Raw genomic sequence first — 14798 nt, 5'->3', positions numbered from 1 at the left:
TGATTCGCTCATTACTGCGCCGCCAATTCAGTGCCAGGAATGGTCAACACCTGGCCAACTTTCAACTCATCGGTTTTCAGGCTGTTGGCACTGCGCAACGTCGCGGCCGACACCTGGAAGCGCACGGCCAGCATTGCCAGGGTATCGCCGGGCTGTACGCGATGGTCACGCGGGCCTTGGGCGATCTTGCCGGAGTCACGCAGCCAGGCGATGTAGGTGCCCGGCGGCGGGTTCTGCTGGAAGAACTGGCGCACGCCGGCGCTGATGGAGCGCGCCAATGCCTGCTGATGGCTGGCACTGGCCAGCTTGGAGGCTTCGTTGGCGTTGGAGATAAACCCGGTTTCCACCAGGATCGATGGGATGTCCGGCGACTTCAACACCATGAACCCGGCCTGCTCCACACGCTGTTTATGCAACGAAGTCACGCGACCGATATTGCTCAAGACCTTCTGGCCTACGTTCAGGCTGGAGGTCAGCGAGGCGGTCATGGACAGGTCGAGCAGTACGCCAGCGAGCATCTTGTCCTTGTCATCGAGGGACACGTTGCCGGCGCCGCCAATCAAGTCGGAACGGTTTTCACTGTCGGCCAGCCAACGCGCTGTCTCGGAGGTCGCACCACGATCAGACAAGGCAAACACCGACGCACCGAACGCGGCGGTCGACGGCGCCGCATCGGCGTGGATCGACACAAACAGGTCGGCACCCTTCTTGCGGGCGATTTCGGTACGGCCGCGTAGCGGGATGAAGTAGTCACCGGTACGGGTCAACTCGGCGCGGTAGCCTTTCATGCCGTTGATCTGGCGTTGCAGCTCACGGGCAATGGCCAATACCACGTCTTTTTCATGCTGGCCACGCGAGCCGGAGGCGCCCGGGTCTTCACCGCCGTGGCCGGCGTCGATCACCACGATAATGTCGCGCTTGCCGGCCGGGGTGGGTGGTGGCGGCGGCAACTTGACCTGGGGCTGCGACGGGCTGACCGGCACGGCGGGCACGGTCGCCACGGCCGGCGTCGGCGCAGGCGGCGGTGCGGCATCGGCGGCGTTGTCGAACAGATCGACCACCAACCGGTTGCCATACTGGGCATTCGGCGCCAGGGAGAAGCTTTTCGGGGTCACGACTTTTTTCAGGTCGATGACCACCCGCAAATCGGTCGGCGTGCGCTGGGCCGAGCGCATGGCGGTAATCGGCGTGTTGGCGGTAGACACCTTCAGCGGCGCGGCCAGGGTCGCACCGTTGATGTCGATCACCAGCCGATCAGGCGCCGTGAGGGTAAAGACGCTGTGCTGGACCGGGCCAGACAGGTCGAACACCAGTCGCGTGTTATCCGGCGCTCGCCACAGGCGAACACTCTTCACCTGTGAAGCAGCCAGAGCATTGACAGTCATTGCCGCAAGCAACACCCCTACGACAGCAACCAACGCGCGAAAGCGCATACCTAACCCCACCAATTATTTGAATTTCAATGCCAGAGCGGCACACCACGATTGACCGCGCGGGCTCTGGGGCAACAACTTCAGCTGACGTCCTGATTCATGCGGCGTAATGGTAATGGTCAGGTCCGGCTTTGGCAAAAAGCCTGTGCCTTTATCTGGCCACTCGATCAGACACAGTGCGTCTTCGTCGAAATAATCACGGATGCCCATGTACTCCAGCTCTTCAGGGTCGACCAGCCGATAGAGGTCGAAGTGAAAGGCCCGTACGGTCCCGATCTCGTAGGGCTCAACCAGGGTAAACGTCGGGCTCTTCACCGCCCCTTTATGGCCCAAGCCCCGGATAATCCCACGCGAGAGTGTGGTCTTGCCCGCCCCCAGGTCACCTTCGAGAAAGATCAGCCCCGCTCCGCCCGTGACCTGCGCAATGCGATGACCCAACGCGACCATGGCGTCTTCATCGGCCAGCAAAAGGATTACTTCAGGCACGGCGACTGCTCCTCCAACAATTGACGAATGGCAGGTATCAGGTCGCTGGCCGCCAAGCCGCGACCCAGGCTGCCCTGGCGATCCCCCGCCGTAGCATGCAACCACACGGCCAGGCAGCTTGCCTCATAGGCCGGCATGCCTTGGGCCATCAGCGCGCCCACCAGCCCGGCCAGTACATCGCCAAGGCCCGCCGCCGCCATCGCCGGATGGCCCTGGTCACAACGGGAAACACGCCCATCGGGGCAGGCAATCAAACTGCCAGCACCCTTGAGGATAGCCACTGCCTTGAATTTCTGGCTCAACGCGCGCGCCACCTTAAGGCGATCGGCCTGAACCTCGGCTGTCGAAACGCCCAACAAGCGCGCAGCCTCGCCCGGATGCGGCGTAATCACGCTACCGCTCGGAAGACTCACCGTGCCGGTAGCCAACTGATTCAGCGCGTCTGCGTCCCACACCTGCGGCAGCTGCGCGTTCGCGGCAACCGATATCAGGCTTTTACCCCAAGACGCCTCACCCAGGCCCGGACCGATGACAATGACCGAGATTTTTTCCAGCAAGCCCATAAGCTGGTTGGCCGAACTCACGCCCACGGTCATGACTTCCGGCAAGCGCGCCAACGCGGCGGGCACATGTTCAAGGCGGGTCGCCAGGGACACCATGCCCGCACCGCTGCGCAATGCACTTTGCGCGCTCAACAGCGCCGCGCCGCCAAAGCCGCGGTCGCCGCCAATGACCAGCAAGTGGCCGAACTGGCCTTTACGGGCGCTGGGGGAACGCGCAGCCAGTTGCGGCAAATGGCCGGGCAACAGTGACTGAACGTCGGTTATTTCGTGATTTGTCTGCGGCATGCGTCTTCAAGCTCCGATGTCTGGCAGAATTATACGCATCTAACCTGCGGTTTCCCGTGTCTCATGCCTGCTATTACCTCCGATCTGCCCGCCCTCGCCCAATCGATCAAAGACTGGGGCCGCGAGTTGGGCTTTCAACAAGTCGGCATCAGCGGCCTGGACCTGGCCGAGCATGAACAGCACCTGCAACGCTGGCTCGACGCGGGCTACCACGGCGAGATGGACTACATGGGCGCCCATGGCAGCAAACGTTCCCACCCCGAAGAACTGGTACCGGGCACCCTGCGCGTGGTGTCGCTGCGCATGGATTATCTGCCAGGCGATACCCAAATGGCGCAGTTGCTGGCTAAGCCGGAAAAAGCCTACATCTCCCGTTACGCCCTGGGCCGCGACTATCACAAGCTGATCCGCAAGCGCGTGCAGCAACTGGCCGACCGCATCCAGGCACAAATCGGCCCGTTCGGCTTTCGGGCCTTTGTCGACAGCGCCCCGGTACTGGAAAAAGCCATCGCTGAAAAAGCCGGCCTGGGCTGGATCGGTAAAAACACGCTGGTACTCAATCGCAAGGCGGGCAGTTATTTCTTCCTGAGCGAACTGTTTGTCGATTTGCCGCTACCGGTCGATGAACCTCACAGCACTGAACATTGCGGCCGCTGCACGGCGTGCCTGGATATCTGCCCGACCAATGCCTTCGTCGGCCCCTATGTACTGGACGCCCGGCGCTGTATCTCCTACCTGACCATCGAACTGAAGAACGCGATACCCGAAGACCTGCGCCCGCTGATCGGCAATCGGGTGTTCGGCTGCGATGACTGTCAGATCGTTTGCCCGTGGAATCGTTTCGCCCGCCACACCGGCGAGAGCGATTTCAAGCCCCGCCATAACCTGGATAACGCAGAGCTGGCCGAACTGTTTATGTGGGACGAGGATAAATTCCTCAGCAGCACCGAAGGTTCACCCCTGCGCCGCGCCGGCTACGAGCGCTGGTTGCGCAACCTGGCCGTGGGCCTGGGCAATGCGCCGTCGAGCATTCCAGTGCTGGAAGCCTTGAAGGCGCGCCGCGATTACCCCTCGGAGTTGGTGCGCGAACATGTGCAATGGGCCCTCAACCAACACGCTACGCGCTAGTGCACGTCGTCGTTGTAGACAAACTTGGGCATTTCCCAGTGGAAACGAATAGCCAGCAGCCGCAGTAGAAAACCGCTGAACAATGTCAACAGAATCGCCTGCTCGCTGGGCAACTCCAGATACAGACAGAGCAGGTAGAACCAGGCTGCCAGGAACGACACGCTGGCGTACAGCTCGCGGCGGAAGATCAGCGGAATGTCATTGCAGAAGATATCCCGCAGGATGCCGCCGAAGACACCGGTGATCACACCACTGACCGACGCCACCAGCATGCCGTGGCCCATTTCCAGGGCGGTCATGCAGCCGATCAGCGTGAAGGCCACCAGGCCCAAGGCGTCCAATGCCAGGAACAACGAGCGCAGGCGGCGCATCAGCGGCGCGATAAAGATCGTTACCAGCGCCGCCACCGAGGTCAGCACCAGGTATTCCGGGTGTTTGACCCACGTCAGCGGGTAATGCCCCAGCAATACATCCCGCACCGAACCGCCCCCCAGCGCCGTCACGCAGGCAATCAGCACCACGCCAAACCAGTCCATACCGCGCCGGCCGGCGGACAACGCACCGGTCATGGCTTCGGCGGTGATTGCGATGAGGTAGAGCATCAGCAGCATGATGGCGATCCTTGCAGGGAGGCCGGCAGTCTAATCATTTGGTGATGGCACCAAAAGGGGGCGCTTGGCGATAAACCGCGCCGCCGCAATCGCGGACAAGCCCCCTCCCACATTTGGCATGTGTTCACAAATCAAAATGTGGGAGCGGGCTTGCCTGCGATGGCGTCAGTTCAGTCGCTACGGTTTCAGGCCTTGATGAAGTGCTTGCGGTAATGCTGCAACTCGGCAATCGACTCGCGAATATCATCCAGCGCCAAGTGAGTGCTGCCTTTATGGAAGCTGTCTTTGACTTCCGGCGCCCAGCGCGCAGCCAGCTCTTTGAGCGTGGACACGTCGAGGTTGCGGTAGTGGAAGTAGCTTTCCAGCCCCTTCATGTGGGTGTAGAGGAAGCGCCGATCCTGGCAAATGCTGTTGCCGCAGATCGGCGACTTGCCCTTGGGCACCCACTGTTCCAGGAAGGCGATGGTTTCGGCTTCGGCTTCGGCCATGCTGATGCGGCTGTCGCGCACACGCTGGGTCAGGCCGGAATTGCCGTGGGTGCGGGTGTTCCACTCGTCCATAGTGGCGAGCACCGCGTCGCTGTGGTGGATGGCGATCACCGGACCTTCGGCCAAGGTATTGAGATTGCTGTCGGTGACAATGGTCGCCATCTCGATGATGACGTCGGTGTCGGGGTTCAGACCGGTCATTTCCAGATCGATCCAAATCAGGTTCTGTGGGTTTTGCATGGCTTGATTCTCTTGGCACCTTGGCGTAGCCGGGCAGTTTAGCAGGCGGGGCCGTGCTAGACTCGCGACCGTTTCACCCAACCTTTGCATTATCGACACGGAACACCAATGGCCAAACGCCAGCTCAACCGTCGCCAAAACTGGCGCATCGAAAAGATTCAAGGCGAACGCGCCGCTCGCGCCGCCAAACGTGAATCCTCCGCCGTGGAAGCGCTTGAGGGCGGCGACCTGGGCCCCGAGCAAACGGGCCTGGTGATCGCGCACTTTGGTGTGCAGGTCGAAGTCGAGGCGCTGGAAGGCGAACTGGCGGGCTCTGTGTCCCGTTGCCATTTGCGCGCCAACCTACCGGCGTTGGTCACTGGCGACAAAGTCGTGTGGCGTGCGGGCAACCAGGGTATCGGCGTGATCGTCGCCCAGTTGCCGCGCACCACCGAACTGCGTCGTCCCGACAGCCGCGGCCAGCTCAAGCCGGTAGCGGCCAACGTTGACATGATCGTGATCGTGTTCGCACCGCTGCCCGAGCCCCATGCCAACCTGATCGACCGCTACCTGGTAGCCGCCGAGCATGCCGGCATTCGCCCGTTGCTGCTGCTGAACAAATTCGACCTGATCGACGAACAGAACGCCCCGGCGCTCAATGCGCTGCTGGCGGTCTACCGCACCCTGGGTTATCCGGTGCTGGAAGTTTCGGCGCACCACGGCAATGGCATGGAACAGCTGCAACAGCAACTGGACGGGCGTATCAGTGTGTTTGTCGGCCAGTCCGGCGTGGGCAAGTCATCGTTGGTGAACAGCTTGCTACCGGAAGTCGACACCCGTGTAGGCCCGCTGTCGGAATTGTCCGGCCAGGGCACCCACACCACCACCACCGCGCGGTTATTCCACTTCCCCGGCGGCGGCGAGTTGATCGACTCCCCCGGCATTCGTGAATTCGGCTTGGGCCACGTCAGCCGCAGCGATGTGGAAGCGGGCTTCATCGAATTCAACGACCTGATCGGTACGTGCCGCTTCCGCGATTGCAAGCATGATCGCGAGCCAGGCTGTGCACTGCTCAAGGCGCTGGAAGACGGTCGCGTGCAGCAGCAGCGGATGAACAGCTATCGTTCGATTATTGCGAGTCTCCCGGAGAGCAGTTACTGACCCTTGTGGCGAGCAAGCTCCCTCGCCACAGAAAGCTCACCCATAGGGCAGAAACAAAAAGGCCGCGATCATCGCGGCCTTTTTGCATGTGCTGCTTAGGAACCTGCCTTAGGCACCGTAGGGTCCTTCACCCCACCATCATCAAACAGGTTCAGCTTCTGCCGCAGCTCGTGGGCCGGCAACGGCTCCTGCCCTGGCGGGATGGCGTTCGGGTCGCCCGGTACTTCGCCGGGTGCGCCAGCGCCTGGGGTTGGCGCAGCGGGCGGCTGATCACCTTCAATCGCGCGCTGGGCCTTTTTGGTCAGCACCACGATGTCGATCCGCCGGTTGATTGGGTTGAACGGATCCTTGGGCTCAAATAACTGCGAGGAAGCAAACCCCACCACGCGCGCCACTTGCGGGTCCGGGTAGCTGCCTGCCACCAACGCACGACGGGCGGCGTTGGCGCGGTTGGCCGAGAGTTCCCAGTTACCGAAATCACCCTGGCCAGCATACGGCTTGGCGTCGGTGTGGCCGCTGATGCTGATCTTGTTCGGCACCGCCTTGATGGTGTCAGCCATGGCCAGCAGGATGTCTTCGAAGTACGGCTTCAAGCGTGCACTGCCGGAATCGAACATCGGCCGGTTGGCGGCATCGGTGATCTGGATACGCAAGCCTTCCGGCGTGATCTCGAACGAGATCTGATCCTTGAATTTCAGCAACTGCGGATTTTCATCCACCTTGGTCTGCAACTCTTGCAGCAACAGCTCCAGGCGTTCCTGCTCGACCTGCTCGGCCATGCTTTCGACAGTGTCGCGCTCGATCGGGATGTTTTCCTGAGGCGCTTCGGTCTTGACCTCTGGGTTGATGGTGCGCTCAGGCGCCAACTGCGGCGAACCGCCCAGGTCGATCACGAACGGCGTACCGCTTTCCGAGAAGCCAATCGGGTCTTTGAAGTAGCCGGCGATGGCGATCTTCTGTTCGGGCGTGGCGGTGGACATCAGCCACAGCACCAGGAAGAACGCCATCATCGCCGTCGCAAAGTCGGCGAAGGCGATTTTCCAGGCACCACCATGGTGCCCCGCAGCGAAGCGCTTGACGCGCTTGATGATTATCGGCTGGTTGTTTTCCATGGCTTAGCGACCGCGAACCGCTTGTTCCAGCTCGGCGAAGCTTGGCCGATGTTTCGGGTACAACACCTTGCGACCGAACTCCACCGCCAGCGATGGCGGCATGCCGGAGGCGGACGCTACCAGGCTGGCCTTGATCGATTCGTACAGGTTGATTTCTTCCTTGGCATCGTGAGCCAGGGAGGTCGCCAGCGGGCCGAAGAAGCCGTAGGCCGCGAGAATACCGAAGAAGGTACCCACCAGCGCCGCACCAACGTGCATGCCGATGGCCGCTTGGTCGCCTTCGCCCAGGGACGCCATGGTCACCACGATACCGAGTACCGCCGCAACGATACCGAAGCCGGGCATGCCGTCAGCGATGCCGGTCACGGCGTGGGACGGGTGCTCCAGCTCTTCTTTAAGGCTGAACAATTCCATGTCGAACAGGCCTTCGAGCTCATGGGGGGCCATGTTGCCGGAGGACATGATGCGCAGGTAATCGCAGATGTAGGCGGTCATGCGCTCGTCTTTGAGCACGGCCGGGTACTTGGCGAAAATCGGGCTGGCGGCGGCGTCCTCGATGTCAGCCTCGATGGCCATCATGCCTTCGCGACGACTCTTGTTGAGGATCTCGTAAACCAGGCCCAGCACTTCCAGGTAGAAGGTGTGGGTAAAACGCGAACCGAACATGGCCAGCGACTTCTTGACCACGTGCATGGTCATGTAGCCGGGGTTGGCCTGCAGGAAAGCGCCCAGTGCCGCACCACCAATGATCAACACCTCGAAAGGCTGGATCAGTGCCGCAATTTTACCGTGGGACAAGACGTACCCGCCGAGCACGCTCGCGAAGACGACGATAATGCCGATAATTTTAGCCATAGGAGATGAGTACTTGCGCCGTCGGGTTCATGGACATATTTGGGGGAACTGGAAAACTCTTGTTCCTCTTATCGGCAAAACTGCGCCAGACTATAGCCCGTTAAGGCGAAAAGCCAGTTCGGCCCGCTCCGGGCGTGTTGACCGCAAGTGATGATCGCGCCCCAATCATGGCTAATGAAACGACAGTCCCATCTGTAAGACCCCTCTCTCTCGCCGCTTGGATCAAGCGCCTGGACGACGTGCTGCTGCCTGTTCCACAGGCCAGCCATGACCGGGTGTGCAAAGCCATCCGCGACAGCCGCAGTTCGTTGCGAGATATTGCCGAACTGATGCAAAACAGCCCGGCCCTGGTGCTCAGCGTGATGCGCGAGGCCAACAGCCATACCCACGGCAGCCTGGCGGAACCGGCAGAAAACCTCGAAGTGGCGCTCAACCGCCTGGGCCTCAAGCGCGCCGAAGAACTGCTGGCGCGCCTGCCTTCTGTGCCGGCCCACGAGATTCCAGTGGCGCTGCGCCAGCTGTTGCTGGTGAGCCAGCATGCGTCGCAACAAGCCAACGGCCTGTTTGGCAGCCGCCTGGCGCGACTGTGGCAAGACATTCACTGGGGCAGCCTGCTGTTTCTGTCACCCCTGTGGCCGATGGCCGTTGCCTACCCCAAGCTCCTTGAAGAATGGGAACTGCGCGTCATCCACAAGGGCGAGTCGGCACGCAAGGTCGAGCAGGAACTGTTCGGCGTGCGCCTGCTGGACCTGTGCCTGGGCCTGACCGAAGCGTGGCACCTGCCAATCTGGGTATCCCAGGGCTATAACCTGCTGCTGCGCGAGCAACGACTGCTGGTAAAGGCGCTGCATATCGCCCGCGAGGACGACCCGTTGCGTCACCAGCAATTGCTCGACGCCGAACCCAACCTGCGCCGCTGGCTGAACCAGCCGGCCAATACCGTGCTGCTGGCCAACGGCCTGGCGATGTCGGCCCAGGAGTCCTGGACCTGCCCGCACACCCAACGCTGGCAATACCTCACCGCCCTGTACCTGCAACAGCCCTTGAGCGAGGTACAGCAACAGGCTCACCAGCAAGCCGTCACCAGCGCCCGCACCACCCTGATGCCCGACCTCTGGCACCCGGCGCTGTCGCTGATCTGGCCGTGGCATGTGCAAAAGATTCATCGCGGCCTGCTGCCTGCGCCGCCACCGACTGCCGAAGCCTTGGCGGTCTGGCGCAACCGCTGCACCGAACTGCTGGTGGAGCCGAGCCGCTTTGCCAACGCCATGCATTTGACCACCTGCGCCAAAGAAGCCTTGGTGGCCAGCGGCATGCAGCGGGTCCTGTTGTTCATGGCCGACCGCGCGTTGAGCACCTTGCGCGTACACCAGGCAGATGGCCTGCCTAAAGACGCCGCCAACCTGAGCCTGGACGTGGTCAACAGCACGCTGTTGCAGCGCCTGCTGGAGAAATCCGCCCAGGTTCGCCTGACGCCGGACAACCACGCGCAGTTCTCAGCCTTGCTGCCGCCGATCCTGCGCCGCCTGTTCACCGGCGAACACCTGCTGCTGCGCTCGATGAGCTGCAATGGCCGCGTGGTGATGGTGATGGTTGCCGACCAGGGCGGCGGGCCGTTCTCGGAAACCACCGTACAGGCGTTCGGCAAAACCGCCCAATGCATCGAGAAAGCCCTGCACAGCTTTACCAACCGCAGCGCCTGATGCTTGCGTTACAATCGTCGTCCTTTATCGCCAACATTTGTGCCCAGGAGACCTCACATGCCTGACTTCTCTGGCTTGCCGCTGGTGATCGAATCTGCCGACTTGCTGAGTCGCCTGGATGCCGAACACCTGATTCTGGTGGACCTCACCAGCGCCGCCCGCTACGCCGAAGGGCATATCCCCGGCGCGCATTTCGTTGATCCCAAGCGCACCCAACTGGGCCAGCCACCGGCACCCGGCCTGCTGCCCAACAAGGCCGACCTGGAAAAGCTGTTCGGCGAACTGGGCCACACGCCCGACGCCACCTACGTGGTGTACGACGACGAAGGCGGCGGCTGGGCCGGGCGTTTTATCTGGCTGCTCGACGTGATCGGCCACCAGAAATACCACTACCTCGACGGCGGCCTGCTGGCGTGGCTCGAAGACAAACACCCGGTTTCCACTGAAGTGCCCGCCCCTGTCGGCGGCCCGGTCAGCCTCACGCTGCACGACGGCCCCACCGCCACTCGCGAGTACCTGCAAAGCCGCCTCGGCGCAGCCGACCTGGGTATCTGGGACGCACGCGGCCCGTTGGAATATTGCGGCGAGAAGGTGCTTGCAGCCAAAGGCGGGCACATCCCAGGTGCCGTGAACTTCGAATGGACCGCTGGCATGGACAAGGCCCGCAACCTGCGTATCCGCCGCGACATGCCGCAGATCCTCGAAGGCCTCGGGCTGACCAAAGACAAAGAAATCATCACCCACTGCCAGACTCACCACCGCTCTGGCTTCACCTACCTGGTGGCCAAGGCGCTCGGTTATCCGCGAGTCAAAGGTTATGCCGGTTCCTGGGGCGAATGGGGCAACCACCCCGACACCCCCGTTGAGATTTAAGGTTTAAGGACAGTTATGAAAAAGCAGTTGTTTATCCTCAGCCAATACTTGCTGCCGCACCATTTGCTGTCGCGCCTGGCCGGCTGCATTGCCGAGTGCCGCGTACGCTGGTTCAAGAACGCCTTCACCACTTGGTTCGCCAAGCGCTACCAAGTGGACATGTCCCAGGCGCTGGTTGAAGACGTGACCGCCTACGAGCACTTCAACGCCTTCTTCACCCGCGCCCTCAAGGACGGCGCCCGCCCACTGGATCAAACCCCGGGCGCAATACTCAGCCCAGCCGATGGCGCGGTCAGCCAGTTGGGGCCGATTGAGCACGGTCGTGTGTTCCAGGCCAAGGGTCACAGCTTCAGCGTGCTGGAATTGCTGGGTGGCGATGCGGCGGTAGCGGCACCGTTCATGGGCGGCGATTTCGCCACTGTGTACCTGTCGCCGAAGGACTACCACCGCGTGCATATGCCACTGGCGGGCACCCTGCGGGAAATGGTCTATATCCCGGGCCGCATCTTCTCGGTGAACCAAACCACCGCCGAAAACGTGCCGGATCTGTTTGCGCGTAACGAGCGTGTTGCCTGCATCTTCGACACCGAACGCGGCCCGATGGCCGTAGTGCTGGTGGGTGCGATGATCGTCGCGTCGATTGAAACCGTATGGGCTGGCCTGGTGACTCCACCGAAGCGCGAACTGAAAACCTTGCGCTACGACGAAGCGGCACGCGCGCCGATTCACCTGGAGAAAGGTGCAGAGCTGGGTCGCTTCAAGCTGGGTTCGACCGCGATTGTGCTGTTTGGGCCGGATCAGGTTAAGTGGGCTGAAGAACTGGTGGCGGGTTCGCCGGTGCAGATGGGCCAAGGCATCGCACTGCCGAAAGCCTAATTCCAGACCTGTAAAGATCCAATGTGGGAGGGGGCTTGCCCCCTCCCACACTCAGTTAGAGCTGCCCGTCTCGGTCGCGAAAGCCCAGCAGATACAGCACGCCATCGAGCCCCAACGTCGAAATCGCCTGCTTGGCCGACTGCTTCACCAACGGCTTGGCGCGGAACGCGACACCCAACCCGGCAATCGCCAGCATCGGCAAGTCATTCGCGCCGTCGCCGACTGCAATGGTCTGCTCCAGACGCAAGCCTTCCTTGTAGGCCAACTCCTTCAGCAAATCCGCTTTGCGCTGTGCGTCGACGATCGGCTCCACCGCCACGCCTGTGACCTTGCCGTCCACCACTTCCAGCTCGTTGGCGAACACATAGTCGATGCCCAGCTTGGCCTGCAATTGCTTGGCAAAGTAGGTGAAGCCGCCGGACAGGATCGCGGTTTTGTAGCCTAGGCGCTTGAGTTCGGCGAACAGGGTTTCGGCACCTTCTGTCAGGCGTAGCGAGGCACCGATAGAGTCCAAGACGCTAACGTCCAAACCCTTGAGCAGCGCCAGGCGCTCTTTGAAGCTGGCACGAAAGTCCAGCTCGCCAGCCATCGCACGTTCGGTGATCGCCGAAACCTGCTCGCCCACGCCCGCAGCCTTGGCCAGTTCATCAATGACTTCAGCTTCGATCAGCGTGGAATCCATGTCGAACACCGCCAGTCGACGGTTACGACGGAACAGCGAGTCTTCCTGGAAGGCGATGTCGACGTTCAGCTCTTGGGCCACGCTGAGGAATTCCGCGCGCAAGGCCTGCGGATCGGCCGGCTCGCCGCGCACGGAGAACTCGATGCAACCCTTGCCCTGATCAGCCGGTGTGTCCAACGGCATGCGGCCCGACAGACGGTCGATATGATCGATGTTCAACCCGTACTGCGCAGTGATGGAGCTGACCCGCTGCAGTTGCTCGGCGGTGACCTTGCGGGTCAACAGCGTCACGATGTGGCGTTTCTTGCCCTGACCCGCCACCCAGTGCTGGTAGTCCTCTTCGGACACCGGAGTGAAACGCACCTGTTGATCCAGCTTGTACGCCGTAAACAGGATGTCCTTGAGCACGGACGAGGCCTGCTCGGTGCTCGGGATTTCCACCAGGATGCCGAACGACAAGGTGTCGTGGATCACCGCCTGGCCGATGTCGAGAATGTTCACACCACCCTGGGCCAGAACACCGGTAATGGCTGCGGTAAGACCCGGACGGTCAACCCCTGTGATGTTAATCAGGACAATTTCGCGCAAGGCGCACCCCCAGGCTGGAAAAAAACCGCATTCTACCCACTTTCAGTGACCATCGGGCACAGCCAGCGCTTTGCCGGTCTTGGGCCTGTCGCTATACTGCGCGTCAACTTCACGGACCGAGAGCCGAGCGCAAGTGAACCGGCCCACGCCAGTAAAAACCGATAACTTCTTCCTGCTGATCTTCCGGGCACTGCGCCACCGCCGTGTACCGATCGCATTACGCATCGCCAGCCATAATGTGATCCTGGTCGCCCTGGCCCTGGTGATCTACGCCTGCGTGATGGGTTTGCAGTTCAAACAGGCCATGCACGAGCAAGCCGACGCCCTGGGCGAGAGCTTGACCACCCAGACCGCCACCTCGGCGACCGAGCTGTTGGTGTCCAACGACATCCTCAGCCTCAACGTGCTGCTCAACAACCTGACCAAGAACCCGCTGGTGGCCCACGCCGCGATCTACAGCGTGGACAACCGCATCATGGCCGAAGCCGGGCAGCGCCCGAAAAACGGCCTGCTGGGTGAAGCCGAAGGCCTGTACCAGAGCAACATCACGTTCCAGGACGTGAAGGCCGGCCAACTGCGCATCAGCCTGGACATGCAGCAATTCCAGCAACCGATGACCATCAGCCTGCAAAGCATGGGCATCCTCAGCGCGATCCTGCTGGCACTGGCACTGGCTTTGAGCCTGCGCCTGGGCCGGCATATCTCCACGCCGTTGATGCAACTGCGCATCTGGCTGCGCGATATCGACGAACACACCCCGGCCACCGACCGCCAGGACGAAATCGGCGACCTCGCCCGCCAACTGCACGCCAGCTTCGCCCCGGAGCCAGCACCCAAGGTTGAACCGGAACCTGAGTTCGACGACAGCGATTACGACGACGAACCCGAGTTTGAAGTGCGCGACCTGCGTGACCCAGGCTTCGACGAAAGCGCCCCGGTGGCCGGCCTCAAGCCCGCCACACGCAAGGTAATCCAGGCCGAAGAAGATGAACTGGACGACGAAGACCCGTTCGCCGACCTGCGTGACACTTCAGCCACCAGCCCGGCTGTCGCGCCAAAACCCGCGCCGGCAAAAAATGCCGAACCCCAGCACAGCGCCGTACTGGCCGTGCAATTGGGCGCACAAGACCAACTGCGCCGCCTGCCCCGTGCACGCCTGACCGAACTGCTGGAGCGCTATCGCGATTGCCTCGACCAGGCAGCCTCGCTGTACCAGAGCGAACTGCACACCCTGAACGACGGCAGCACGCTGATGCTGTTCCACAGCGAAGACAGCGGCGAAGACTACCTGACCAACGCCATCTGCTGCGGCGAGCTGCTGCGCGCCCTGGGCCATGCCCTGCAGATCGAAGTGGCCGACAGCGGCATCACCCTGCAATTGCAGCTTGGCCTGACGGTGGGTGACGATTTGTTTGGCATGAGCCAGATCGACCTGCTGCTGACCGAAATCGCCCAGGACGCCCTGGCCCTGTCGCAACACAGCCGCAACCTGCTGCTGGTGGAGCGCAAGATCAGTGAAGACTCGCTGATCCGCCAACGCGCACGCATCCGCCCGATTGCCAGCCCTGAAGGCGCCAGCTGTGTGGAGCGATTGATGGAGCCATATCCGTCGATGCTGGAGCGGCAGTTGGCGCGGATGCATGAGACCCGCAAGCCCTGAAGAACACTGCAGGGCTAATGTGGGAGGGGGCTTGCCCCCGATAGCGGTGGTTCAGTTAATGATGTGCTAACTGAT

14 protein-coding genes are annotated in these 14798 nt (G+C 61.8%); 6 read left to right on the top strand and 8 right to left on the bottom strand.

Going from position 1 to position 14798, the window contains the following annotated elements:
- Nucleotides 1-11: 11 nt before the first annotated feature.
- Genes PspS35_RS02600 through PspS35_RS02590 form a run of 3 tightly spaced genes read right to left on the bottom strand, consistent with a single transcriptional unit; the run spans nt 12 to nt 2767 of the window.
- Nucleotides 12-1433 (bottom strand): N-acetylmuramoyl-L-alanine amidase, encoded by a 1422-nt coding sequence (locus PspS35_RS02600; protein WP_159932658.1) that lies wholly within the window; start codon nt 1431-1433, stop codon nt 12-14.
- 15 nt (nt 1434-1448) lie between these two features.
- The gene (gene tsaE / locus PspS35_RS02595) at nt 1449-1919 is read right to left on the bottom strand and encodes a tRNA (adenosine(37)-N6)-threonylcarbamoyltransferase complex ATPase subunit type 1 TsaE (protein ID WP_159932657.1); all 471 of its coding nucleotides are present in this window, start codon (nt 1917-1919) and stop codon (nt 1449-1451) included.
- Nucleotides 1907-2767, bottom strand: a complete 861-nt coding sequence (locus PspS35_RS02590; RefSeq protein WP_159932656.1) for an NAD(P)H-hydrate dehydratase — start codon at nt 2765-2767, stop codon at nt 1907-1909. Before PspS35_RS02590 ends, tsaE begins: the two co-directional genes overlap by 13 nt.
- A 63-nt stretch (nt 2768-2830) precedes the next feature.
- Between PspS35_RS02590 and queG the strand changes: the two genes are divergently transcribed.
- Nucleotides 2831-3895, top strand: coding sequence for a tRNA epoxyqueuosine(34) reductase QueG (queG, locus tag PspS35_RS02585; RefSeq protein ID WP_159932655.1), 1065 nt, complete (start codon nt 2831-2833; stop codon nt 3893-3895).
- Here queG and PspS35_RS02580 read toward each other — a convergent pair.
- Together PspS35_RS02580 and orn are read right to left on the bottom strand one after the other, a co-directional pair.
- Nucleotides 3892-4509, bottom strand: a complete 618-nt coding sequence (locus tag PspS35_RS02580; protein WP_172833454.1) for a trimeric intracellular cation channel family protein — start codon at nt 4507-4509, stop codon at nt 3892-3894. The genes queG and PspS35_RS02580 overlap by 4 nt on opposite strands.
- A 182-nt stretch (nt 4510-4691) precedes the next feature.
- Nucleotides 4692-5234: an oligoribonuclease gene (gene orn, locus PspS35_RS02575; RefSeq protein ID WP_150674920.1), complete on the bottom strand. Its 543-nt coding sequence runs from the start codon at nt 5232-5234 to the stop codon at nt 4692-4694.
- A 108-nt stretch (nt 5235-5342) separates the two neighbouring features.
- Here orn and rsgA point away from each other — a divergent pair, with 108 nt between their 5' ends.
- Nucleotides 5343-6374 carry a small ribosomal subunit biogenesis GTPase RsgA gene (gene rsgA, locus PspS35_RS02570; protein ID WP_003171340.1) on the top strand — a complete coding sequence of 344 codons (1032 nt, stop codon included), beginning with the start codon at nt 5343-5345 and terminating at the stop codon, nt 6372-6374.
- Between the two features lie 95 nt (nt 6375-6469).
- On the opposite strand, the gene motB is transcribed toward rsgA, so the two are convergent.
- Nucleotides 6470-7486: a flagellar motor protein MotB gene (gene motB / locus PspS35_RS02565; RefSeq protein ID WP_159932654.1), complete on the bottom strand. Its 1017-nt coding sequence runs from the start codon at nt 7484-7486 to the stop codon at nt 6470-6472.
- 3 nt (nt 7487-7489) lie between these two features.
- Nucleotides 7490-8341, bottom strand: coding sequence for a flagellar motor stator protein MotA (gene motA, locus PspS35_RS02560; RefSeq protein ID WP_099583685.1), 852 nt, complete (start codon nt 8339-8341; stop codon nt 7490-7492).
- A 167-nt stretch (nt 8342-8508) separates the two neighbouring features.
- Between motA and PspS35_RS02555 the strand changes: the two genes are divergently transcribed.
- The 3 genes from PspS35_RS02555 to asd are packed head-to-tail and all read left to right on the top strand — an operon-like array spanning nt 8509 to nt 11793.
- Complete coding sequence (locus PspS35_RS02555) at nt 8509-10044, top strand: HDOD domain-containing protein (protein ID WP_159932653.1); 1536 nt, start codon at nt 8509-8511, stop codon at nt 10042-10044.
- 57 nt (nt 10045-10101) lie between these two features.
- Complete coding sequence (rhdA, locus tag PspS35_RS02550) at nt 10102-10917, top strand: thiosulfate sulfurtransferase (RefSeq protein ID WP_159932652.1); 816 nt, start codon at nt 10102-10104, stop codon at nt 10915-10917.
- 15 nt (nt 10918-10932) lie between these two features.
- Nucleotides 10933-11793, top strand: a complete 861-nt coding sequence (asd, locus tag PspS35_RS02545; RefSeq protein ID WP_159932651.1) for an archaetidylserine decarboxylase — start codon at nt 10933-10935, stop codon at nt 11791-11793.
- A 55-nt stretch (nt 11794-11848) separates the two neighbouring features.
- On the opposite strand, the gene serB is transcribed toward asd, so the two are convergent.
- Complete coding sequence (gene serB / locus PspS35_RS02540; protein WP_159932650.1) at nt 11849-13063, bottom strand: phosphoserine phosphatase SerB; 1215 nt, start codon at nt 13061-13063, stop codon at nt 11849-11851.
- A 133-nt stretch (nt 13064-13196) separates the two neighbouring features.
- Between serB and PspS35_RS02535 the strand changes: the two genes are divergently transcribed.
- A complete protein-coding gene (locus PspS35_RS02535) occupies nt 13197-14723 on the top strand; it encodes an AhpA/YtjB family protein (RefSeq protein WP_159932649.1) in 1527 nt (508 codons plus the stop codon).
- The last annotated feature ends 75 nt before the right edge of the window (nt 14724-14798 follow it).

Origin of the sequence: Pseudomonas sp. S35 (assembly GCF_009866765.1) — a bacterium.
Classification (GTDB): domain Bacteria; phylum Pseudomonadota; class Gammaproteobacteria; order Pseudomonadales; family Pseudomonadaceae; genus Aquipseudomonas.
This window is presented reverse-complemented; position numbering and strand designations above follow the sequence as displayed.

Excerpts from the sequence above, each read along its gene's own strand:
- orn (WP_150674920.1), bottom strand. The coding sequence starts at position 5,234 with ATGCAAAACCCACAGAACCTGATTTGGATCGATCTGGAAATGACCGGT.
- queG (WP_159932655.1), top strand. The coding sequence starts at position 2,831 with ATGCCTGCTATTACCTCCGATCTGCCCGCCCTCGCCCAATCGATCAAA.
- asd (WP_159932651.1), top strand. The coding sequence starts at position 10,933 with ATGAAAAAGCAGTTGTTTATCCTCAGCCAATACTTGCTGCCGCACCAT.
- PspS35_RS02600 (WP_159932658.1), bottom strand. The coding sequence starts at position 1,433 with ATGCGCTTTCGCGCGTTGGTTGCTGTCGTAGGGGTGTTGCTTGCGGCA.
- motA (WP_099583685.1), bottom strand. The coding sequence starts at position 8,341 with ATGGCTAAAATTATCGGCATTATCGTCGTCTTCGCGAGCGTGCTCGGC.
- rhdA (WP_159932652.1), top strand. The coding sequence starts at position 10,102 with ATGCCTGACTTCTCTGGCTTGCCGCTGGTGATCGAATCTGCCGACTTG.
- rsgA (WP_003171340.1), top strand. The coding sequence starts at position 5,343 with ATGGCCAAACGCCAGCTCAACCGTCGCCAAAACTGGCGCATCGAAAAG.
- PspS35_RS02555 (WP_159932653.1), top strand. The coding sequence starts at position 8,509 with ATGGCTAATGAAACGACAGTCCCATCTGTAAGACCCCTCTCTCTCGCC.
- motB (WP_159932654.1), bottom strand. The coding sequence starts at position 7,486 with ATGGAAAACAACCAGCCGATAATCATCAAGCGCGTCAAGCGCTTCGCT.
- PspS35_RS02590 (WP_159932656.1), bottom strand. The coding sequence starts at position 2,767 with ATGCCGCAGACAAATCACGAAATAACCGACGTTCAGTCACTGTTGCCC.